This window comes from Stenotrophomonas sp. AR029, from assembly GCF_047520695.2.
In the GTDB taxonomy this organism is placed as follows: Bacteria; Pseudomonadota; Gammaproteobacteria; order Xanthomonadales; family Xanthomonadaceae; genus Stenotrophomonas; species Stenotrophomonas sepilia.
Genome location: NZ_JAXBQQ020000002.1, coordinates 1,091,261 through 1,099,924 on the forward strand (window position 1 = coordinate 1,091,261; position 8,664 = coordinate 1,099,924).

Consider the following 8,664-nt stretch of genomic DNA (forward strand, 5'->3'; position numbering starts at 1 on the left):
ATAAATCAGTGTTGCTCGAGTGCATCCAGCAGTGGCGAACGCGCAACGCCCGCTGCCACCCTTGCCCGCAACTCCTTCGGCAATTTCGACCGTCCCTGCTCTGCAGCAGACTGCGACGCGAATTCGACGAAACAACCACTTCCCGAACCGGTCAGCCGCGCCGTGCCGATGTCTCTCAACGCGGCAAGCGCTGCCTCGACGGCAGGCTCACGGCGGCGCAGCACCGGTTCGAACGCGTTCCCGACCAGGGTCCCGGAAGCGAAGTCCTCTATTTTCGCCACTGGGCTGTCGCGCGTCAAATCCGGGTCTGCAAACAGGGCCGGCGTGGGAACATGAACGCCCGGTTCAACCACCACATACCAGGCCGGCGCCAGCGTGATCGGCTGCAGGCGCTCGCCCACCCCTTCGGCCCAGGCGTTGCGGCCGCGCACGAACACCGGCACGTCGGCGCCCAGGCGCAGGCCCAGCGCGGCCAGGGCATCTTCATCCAGGCCGGCATGCCAGAGCCGGTTCAGTACCACCAGTACGGTGGCCGCGTCGGACGAACCGCCGCCGAATCCACCACCGGCAGGAACGTGCTTTTCGACGATGATGTCAGCACCTTGCGCAACCTTCGCCGCTTCCTGGAGCAGACGCGCGGCGCGCACCGCCAGATCATCGGCCTCGGCCACGCCGGCCAGGCCCTCGCCCTGCCGGCGCACCTGGCCGTCTTCACGCAGGCGCAGGCCGATGCGGTCCCCCCAGTCCAGCAGGCGGAACACGGTCTGCAGTTCGTGGTAGCCGTCGGCCCGGCGGCCGGTAATGTGCAGGAACAGGTTCAGCTTGGCCGGGGCCGGCCACCAGGACCAGCCCGCGTCGTCGACTGCCCCGCTCATGGCGTGCCCTGCCCCCACTCGTCCACCAGCAGGCGCACCTTGGCGTCACCGTTGCTGGCCTCGATCCGGCGCGGCAGCGCCGGCCGTCCGGCGTCGGCCGGGTACCAGTCCAGGTACTGTACCTGCCAGCCCATCTGCTGCATGCGGCGCGGCCGGCCTTCACCGTCGCGTTCGACCGTCTCGGGGCCGGCGGCGTCGCCGGCCACCAGGCCACGGATCCACTCCGGCAACTGGTTGACCGGAATGTCCCAGCCGGTCGCTTCCAGCAACAGCTGCTGGGCGTCCTCGCCGTCGCGCGGACCGCCTGCCAGTCCTTCCAGGCGGCCAGCTTCGGAATGGGTGTCACCGGTCAGCTTCCAGCTCTGCCGGGTCACCGGCGCGCTCAACTCCACCACGTAGCGGCGGCCTTGCTGCTTCCAGTCGATGCGACCGCTGCCGCCGTCCTTGCCCTTGCTGACCGCGACCCGGCCCTGGAAGGCCCAGTCCGGTTGTGCATGCAGGGCGGCCACGCGCGCCGCTTCGGCCTGCGCCGCTTCGGCCGAGACCGTCTCGACCACCGCCGGTGGGGGGGTCTTCTGCGTGCCCACGCTGGTACAGGCGGTCACCGCCAGGGTCGCAGCCGCCAACAGCAGCGGCCGGATCAGGGAAACACTCATGGATTGAATTTCTCGCGGGCGCGCAGCAGCGCGCGGTTTTCAGGGTCGAGCTTGGCCGCTTCGTCGAAGAAGTGGCGGGCCTCGTCATGCTTGCCCAGCACCCACAGCACCTCGCCGACATGGGCGGCGATCTCCGGGTCCTTGGCCAGGGTCCAGGCCCGGCGCAGCTGCACCAGCGCTTCGTCCTTGCGGCCCAGGCGATACAGCACCCAGCCATAGCTGTCGACGATGGCGGCGTTGTCCGGCTCGGCGACGCGGGCGCGGTCGATCAGCTCCAGCGCCTCCTGCAGGCGCCCGGTACGGTCAGCCAGGGTGTAGCCCAAGGCATTCAGGGCCGGCACGTTTTCCGGGTCGGTCACCAGGATCTTGCGCAGGTCGGCCTCGGCGCGCGGAATATCGTCACGACGCTCCCAGGTGAGCGCGCGGGCGTACAGCAGGCCATTGTCATCCGGGTAGGCGGCCAGGCCGCGGGCCAGCGCATCCAGCTCGCCAGCACTGTCATCGCCGCGCTGGCGCAGCTCGGCCTCCAGCAGATACGCGTCACGGCGCACATCATCATCGACCACCGCGTCGGACTGGATCGCGTGCACCTCATCCAGTGCCTGCGGCAGCCGTCCGGCCAGGGCCTGGGCGTTGGCCGCACGCAGGCGCGCCTCGCTCAGCTCATCACCGCCGGGCACACTGTGGTACCACTGCACCGCCTCGGGATAGCGCTTCAGGTATTCGGCGATCTTGCCCAGCAACAGGCGCTGCGCGGGGTCCGGCTTGGCCGCCTGCCGCGACAGTTCGTTGTAGAGGTTGGACAGCGCCGCCTTGTCGCCCTGCTTGGCCAACAGTGAAGCGCGCATGCCCCAGGTCTGCACATCCTGCGGGCCGAATGCCAGTACGCGCTCGGCCGCAGCCGGTTGCCCCAGGCTGTCGTAGGCGATGGCCACCGCATTGCGCAGCTCGGGGTCCTGCCGTGTCTTCGGCTCGACGTCGTGCAGCAGCGACAAGGCCTTGTCGGTCTCGCCGGCCTGCTGCAGCTGGCTGGCACGCAGCAACGCTACGCGCGGTTCTTCGGGGAAGCGCCTGACCACTTCATCGATCATGCGCCGCGCCAGGTCGGGCTTGTCCATGCGCAGGGCGAGGCGGCCGAACTCCTGCCAGGCCTCGATCTTCGGCGGAATCGCATTGGCATCGACCAGCTCGCCGAGCACCTGCGCCGGCACCGCCGGGTCGCGGCCACCGCCGATCAGCGCGGCCAGGGCGAACTTCCAGCCGCGCTCGTCGGGGTCGGCCAGCAGCGCCTGCAATTCAGTGCGGGCGGCCTTCACATCGCCCTGGCGCATGGCCAGCGCACCGGCGGCGCTGCGCATGGTCAACGAACGCGGGGCGCGCTGCTGCCACAGGGCCAGGCCCTTGGCGGCGCTGGCGTCATCATTGGCAAGCATGGAGATACGGGTCGCGCGCTCGGCCAGGCCAGCGTCGCCGTCGGTCTGCTGCGCGGCCTGCAGGTACCAGCGCGCGGCCTCGGCCAGCTTGCCGGCCTGCAGGGCGAACTCACCGGCCATCACCGGCTCCAGCGCCAGTTCCCCGGTGGCCGCGGCCCGCACGGGGACCCTGGCCGGCACCGCCGCTAGGGCCTGGGCGCAGGCCAGGGACAGCAGCAGAACACTGGGGATGCGAATCAATGCGGGCATCGTCGGCATCGGGGCCTTAAAATGTCGTCCAATGGCCAGCAGCTTATCGCAAGCAACTGAACAATGACCCTGTGGGTGCTCGGACTGAATCACCAGACCGCACCGGTAGAGCTGCGCGAGCGCGCGGCCTTCGCCGGTGAGGCGTTGCCGCGTGCGCTGGGCTCGCTGCGCGATACCCCGCAGATCGCCGAGGCGGTCCTGTTGTCGACCTGCAACCGCACCGAGCTGTACGCCGTGGCCGAGTCGGCACAGGCGCTGGACCAGTGGCTGCGCAGCCAGGCCGGCGACCTGCAGGGCTATCTGTACCAGCATGCCGATGCCGAGGCCGTGCGCCACCTGTTCCGGGTCGCCACCGGGCTGGACTCGATGGTGCTGGGCGAACCACAGATCCTCGGCCAGGTGAAGGACGCCTGGTCGACCGCGCGCGACCATGGCCTGCTCGGCCAGCGCCTGGACCGCCTGTTCCAGCAGACCTTCTCGGTGGCCAAGCGGGCGCGCACCGATACCCAGGTCGGTGCCAACCCGGTATCGGTGGCGTCGGCCGCGGTGCGCCTGGCGCAGAACGCGTTCGCCCGGCTGGACGACTCCACCGTGCTGCTGGTCGGGGCCGGCGAGACCATCGAGCTGGCTGCACGGCACCTGAGCGAAGGCAAGGTGCGGCGGCTGCTGATCGCCAACCGCACCCTGGCCCACGCGCAGGAACTGGCCAGCCGCCATGGCGGCGTGGCCCTGCCGCTGACCGAACTGGACCGCCACCTGGGCGAGGCCGACGTGGTGTTCTCGGCCACCGCCGCGCGCGAGCCGGTGATCCATCGCGAGATGGTGGCCAAGGCCCTGCGTGCACGCCGGCACAAGCCGATGCTGCTGTTCGACCTTGCCGTTCCGCGCGACATCGAAGCCGAGGTCGGCACGCTCAACGATGCCTTCCTCTACACCGTCGATGATCTGGAACGCGCGGTGGAAGACAACCGTCGTGGCCGCCGCGAGGCCGCCGCCGAAGCCGAGGCGATCATCGACCTGCAGGTATCGCGTTACGTCGAGACCCAGCAGGCCAGTGCCCATCAGGCGCCTTTGCGGCAGCTGCGTGCGTTCGGCGAGGCCACCCGCGCCGAGTTGCTGGAGCGCGCACGCCAGCAGCTGGCCAACGGCAAGCCCGCCGACGAAGTGCTGGAACTGCTGGCCCACGGCCTGACCAACCGCCTGCTGCACCCGCCGACCGCCGCACTGCGCGCCGCCGCGCTGAGTGGCGATGCCGACCTGACCCGCGCCGCCGAGCGCCTGTTCCCGGCCACGCCGGGCTACCACCACCCACCCGTGAGACCCGATGACGCCGACCCTGCGCCGTAAGCTGGAAGCGCTGGCCGAGCGCCGCGAAGAACTGGAACGCCTGCTCGCCGAACCCGACGTGGTCGCCGACAACACCCGTTTCCGCGACCTTTCGCGCGAATTCGCCCAACTTGAACCGGTCGCCACTGCACTGGCCGATGAAGCCCGTGCCAAGGCCGACCTGGCCGCCGCCGAAGGCATGCGCGCCGACCCCGACCTGCGCGAGCTGGCCGACGAGGAAATCGCCGCCGCGCAGGCGCGCCTGCAGGAACTGGAGCAGGAGCTTGCGCTGCTGCTGGTGCCGCGTGACCCGCGCGACGAAGGCAACCTGTTCCTGGAAGTGCGCGCCGGCACCGGCGGCGACGAAGCCGCGATCTTCGCCGGCGACCTGTTCCGCATGTACGCCCGCTATGCCGAACGCCAGGGCTGGAAGGTCGAGATCGAATCGGACAACCCCGGCGAGCATGGCGGCTACAAGGAAGTGGTGGCGCGTGTGGTCGGCCGGGGTGCGTTCTCGCGCCTGAAGTTCGAATCGGGCACGCACCGCGTGCAGCGCGTGCCGGCCACCGAATCGCAGGGCCGCATCCATACCTCGGCCGCGACCGTGGCAATCATTCCCGAGGCTGACGAAGTCGATGACATCGTCATCAACCCGGCCGACCTGAAGGTGGATACGTTCCGCTCGTCCGGCGCCGGTGGCCAGCACGTCAACAAGACCGAGTCCGCGATCCGCATCACCCACGTGCCAACCGGCGTAGTGGTGGAGTGCCAGACCGAGCGCAGCCAGCACGCCAACCGCGACAAGGCGATGAAGCGCCTGAAGGCGCAGCTGCTCGATGCCGAGCGCCAGCGCCAGGACGCGGCACAGGCCGAGTCGCGGCGCCTGCAGGTCGGTAGCGGCGATCGCAGCCAGCGCATCCGCACCTACAACTTCCCGCAGGGCCGGATCACCGACCACCGCGTGGAAGGCCTGACGTTGTACGACCTGCCCAACATCCTGGCCGGTGACCTCGACCCGCTGCTGCAGCGGCTCAGCCACGAACACCAGGTCGACGCCCTGGCCCAGCTGTCGGCGGGCTGAGCACGATGACGGCCTGGCAGCAGCGGCAGCACCTGCAGCAGGCGATCGCACGCCAGCCCGGCGACTTCGTCGCCTGGGTGATGCTGGCCGACCTGGAACTGGAAGCCGGCGACATCGCTGCCGGCGAGCAGGCCGCACGACGCGCCCTGCAGCTGCGCCCCAACCACCCCGAAGCGCTGGCGCGGCTGGGGCGCGTGGCGTGGATGGCCGGCGCGCACGCCGACGCGGCGAAGCTGCTCGGCCAGGCCTCGGCATTGGCCCCGCAGCACCCGGGCATCGCGCTGTGGCTGGGCCATGCGCTGGAAGATGCCGATGATGCCGAAGGCGCAGCAGCGGCCTATCGCCGCGCGCACGCGCTGATGCCGGGCGAACCCTACATCGCGGCCCAGCGCCTGGCCTGGCAGCGCCGCCTGTGTGACTGGCAGGACGTGGACACGCTGGCTGCGCAGGTACGTGCCGCGCTCGCTTCCGGGCAGGGTGCAGTGGAACCCTTCGCCTTCCTCAGTGAAGACGTAGGCGCTGCGGAGCAGTTGGCCTGTGCGCGCACACGCGCCGCGGTCGTTGCGTCGGCGGTGCGCCCCCTTCCTGCAGTGAAGGTTCGCGAGCACGGCGCGTTGCGCGTCGGCTTCCTCTCCAATGGCTTCGGCGCCCATCCCACCGGGCTGCTGACCGTGGCCCTGCTCGAACACCTGCGCCATGACCCGGCGCTGCAGCTGCACCTGTTCGCGCTGAACCGCGCCGATGGCAGCCGCATCCGCGAACGCCTGCAGGCTGCGGCCCGCCTGCATGACGTGGCCGCACTGCGGCATGCCGACATCGCGGTCCGCATCCGTGCACAGGGCATCGACCTGCTGTTCGACCTGCGCGGCTGGGGGGGCGGCGGCACGCCCGAAGTGCTGGCCATGCGCCCGGCCCCGTTGCAGCTGAACTGGCTGGCCTACCCCGGCACATCAGGTGCGCGCTGGCTGGATGCCGTGGTCGCCGACGAATTCGTGCTGCCGGCATCGCTGGAACCTCACTTCAGCGAACGCGTCCTGCGCCTGCCACGTGCCTTCCAACCCTCGGACAACACCCGCGTACTGGAACCGGCACCGTCCCGCGCCGAGTGCGGGCTGCCCGAACACGGCGTGGTGTTCTGCTGCTTCAACAACAGCTACAAGCTCAACCCGCGCAGCATGGGCCGCGCCTTCGCGGTGCTGCAGGCCGTGCCCGGCAGCGTGCTGTGGCTGCTGTCCGGGCCCGGCAAGGCCGACGCCCGCCTACGTGCAGCCGCACAGGCCGCAGCCCTGGACCCGGCGCGCCTGGTGTTCATGGCCAAGCTGCCGCATCCGCAGTACCTGGCCCGCTATCAGCTGGCCGACCTGTTCCTCGACACGCATCCGTACAACGCGCACACCACAGCCTCCGATGCGCTGTGGGCCGGCTGCCCGGTGCTGACCTGCCCGGGCGATACCTTCGCCGCGCGCGTGGCCGGCAGCCTCAACCATCATCTGGGTCTCTCGCGGATGAACGTTGCCGACGATGCGGCGTTCATCGCCACCGCCAGCGCGCTGGGCAACGACCCGGTGGCGCTGGCAGCGTTGCGTGCCGAACTGGCGCAGGCACGCGAAGACAGTGGTGTATTCGACATGGCAGGTTTTGCCCATGACCTTTCCGCCCTGCTGCAGACGCTGGCGGGCGAGCAGGGCTGGCAGGGCGTCGACACCCCCTGAGCAACCCGTGCGCTACGCTCCGGCTTCCTCCCCGCGTGGTGTGACGATGGCCAAGCTCAAGCGCAAGGACTACGACGAACTGCTGCTGCCGCTGCAGCTGGAACTGACTGCAATGGCGCGCTGGGTGCAGTACAGCGGGCAACGCCTGCTGGTGCTGTTCGAAGGCCGCGATACAGCCGGCAAGGGCGGCGCGATCCAGGCCATCAGCCAGCATCTCAACCCGCGCCAATGCCGGGTGGTGGCGCTGCCCAAGCCCACCGACCGTGAAGCCACGCAGTGGTACTTCCAGCGTTACGCCGCGCATCTTCCCGCCGCCGGCGAGATCGTGCTGATGGACCGCAGCTGGTACAACCGCGCCGGTGTTGAACGGGTGATGGGCTATTGCAGCGAAACCGAGTACCAGCAGTTCCTGCGCCAGGCGCCGGTGTTCGAACAGCTGCTGGTGGACGACGGCATCCTGCTGTTCAAGTACTGGTTGTGCGTGGACCAGGAGCAACAGGAAAAGCGCTTCGCCGAATGCCATCTCGATCCGCTGAAGGGCTGGAAGCTCTCACCGGTCGACCTGAAATCGCGCAGCAAGTACAGCGCGTACACCGAGGCACGCGAGGCGATGCTGCGCGCGACGCATCGCGAGGCGGCGCCGTGGACGCTGGTGGACTTCAACGACCAGCGGCTGGGGCGGCTGACGCTGGTGCGCAACCTGCTGGACCGGTTGCCGGACACGCGGGTGGACGCACCGTTGCCGGAGCTGCCGAAGCTGAAGGGCAAGCTGCATCGCGAGCACTACGATGTGCTGAAGCCGATCGAGGATTTCCCGGTCGAGGAATAGGGTGGGTCGGCAGGGCTTGCGGCCCTGCACCTGCCGAAGCCAGAGCAACGGCAACAGCAACAGCAACGGCGGGCTTCCTGAGGGATGGCGGGGCGGGTCCGGGTGCGGGGGGCGCTGCAAGTACGTCCATGTAAGCTCGGTCGCCGCATCCATGCGGCTCACGCCCCCGCACCCGGACCCACCCCGCCTTCGACAGATTTCCGCGATCTGTCGTTGATCCACACCATGCGTGGATGCTCTTCGAATTCAATTCGAAATATTCGATTTGTCTGGAGAATCATCCACGCATGGCGTGGATCTACCAGACATGAGGAATCTGTCAGAGGTGGGGCGGTGTCGGAGTGCGGGGTGTCAGCCGCATGGATGCGGCTGCCAAGCCTACATGGACGTACTTGCGGCGTCCCCGCACTCCGACACCGCCCCGCCACCCCACGGATAGCCCGCTGTTGCTGTTGCTTCGGCTGTTGCTGTTGCTGCCGGCCAGCGGCCGGCACTACCGCGGG

At 69.3% G+C, this 8,664-nt stretch carries 7 protein-coding genes; 4 read left to right on the plus strand and 3 right to left on the minus strand.

The genetic code is table 11. The features are described 5' to 3' along the window. Positions 1 to 5: 5 nt before the first annotated feature. Genes ispE through ACM0PB_RS11660 form a run of 3 tightly spaced genes read right to left on the minus strand, consistent with a single transcriptional unit; the run spans position 6 to position 3,213 of the window. Positions 6 to 875, minus strand: a complete 870-nt coding sequence (gene ispE, locus ACM0PB_RS11650; protein WP_414604517.1) for a 4-(cytidine 5'-diphospho)-2-C-methyl-D-erythritol kinase — start codon at positions 873 to 875, stop codon at positions 6 to 8. After that, complete coding sequence (gene lolB, locus ACM0PB_RS11655; protein WP_065178968.1) at positions 872 to 1,531, minus strand: lipoprotein insertase outer membrane protein LolB; 660 nt, start codon at positions 1,529 to 1,531, stop codon at positions 872 to 874. Before lolB ends, ispE begins: the two co-directional genes overlap by 4 nt. Further along, positions 1,528 to 3,213, minus strand: a complete 1,686-nt coding sequence (locus ACM0PB_RS11660) for a tetratricopeptide repeat protein (RefSeq protein ID WP_171956431.1) — start codon at positions 3,211 to 3,213, stop codon at positions 1,528 to 1,530. The genes lolB and ACM0PB_RS11660 overlap by 4 nt, the downstream gene beginning before the upstream one ends. A 63-nt stretch (positions 3,214 to 3,276) precedes the next feature. On the opposite strand from ACM0PB_RS11660, the gene hemA reads away from it, so the two are divergent. Genes hemA through ppk2 form a run of 4 tightly spaced genes read left to right on the plus strand, consistent with a single transcriptional unit; the run spans position 3,277 to position 8,161 of the window. Further along, a complete protein-coding gene (gene hemA, locus ACM0PB_RS11665) occupies positions 3,277 to 4,560 on the plus strand; it encodes a glutamyl-tRNA reductase (RefSeq protein ID WP_065178970.1) in 1,284 nt (427 codons plus the stop codon). Further along, positions 4,538 to 5,620, plus strand: coding sequence for a peptide chain release factor 1 (prfA, locus tag ACM0PB_RS11670; RefSeq protein ID WP_014036080.1), 1,083 nt, complete (start codon positions 4,538 to 4,540; stop codon positions 5,618 to 5,620). The genes hemA and prfA overlap by 23 nt, the downstream gene beginning before the upstream one ends. Positions 5,621 to 5,625: 5 nt before the next feature. Then, entirely contained in the window at positions 5,626 to 7,332 is a 1,707-nt protein-coding gene (locus ACM0PB_RS11675; protein ID WP_171956432.1) for an O-linked N-acetylglucosamine transferase, SPINDLY family protein, read from the plus strand. A gap of 46 nt (positions 7,333 to 7,378) precedes the next feature. Continuing rightward, positions 7,379 to 8,161 carry a polyphosphate kinase 2 gene (gene ppk2, locus ACM0PB_RS11680; protein WP_414604516.1) on the plus strand — a complete coding sequence of 261 codons (783 nt, stop codon included), beginning with the start codon at positions 7,379 to 7,381 and terminating at the stop codon, positions 8,159 to 8,161. Positions 8,162 to 8,664 lie beyond the last annotated feature (503 nt).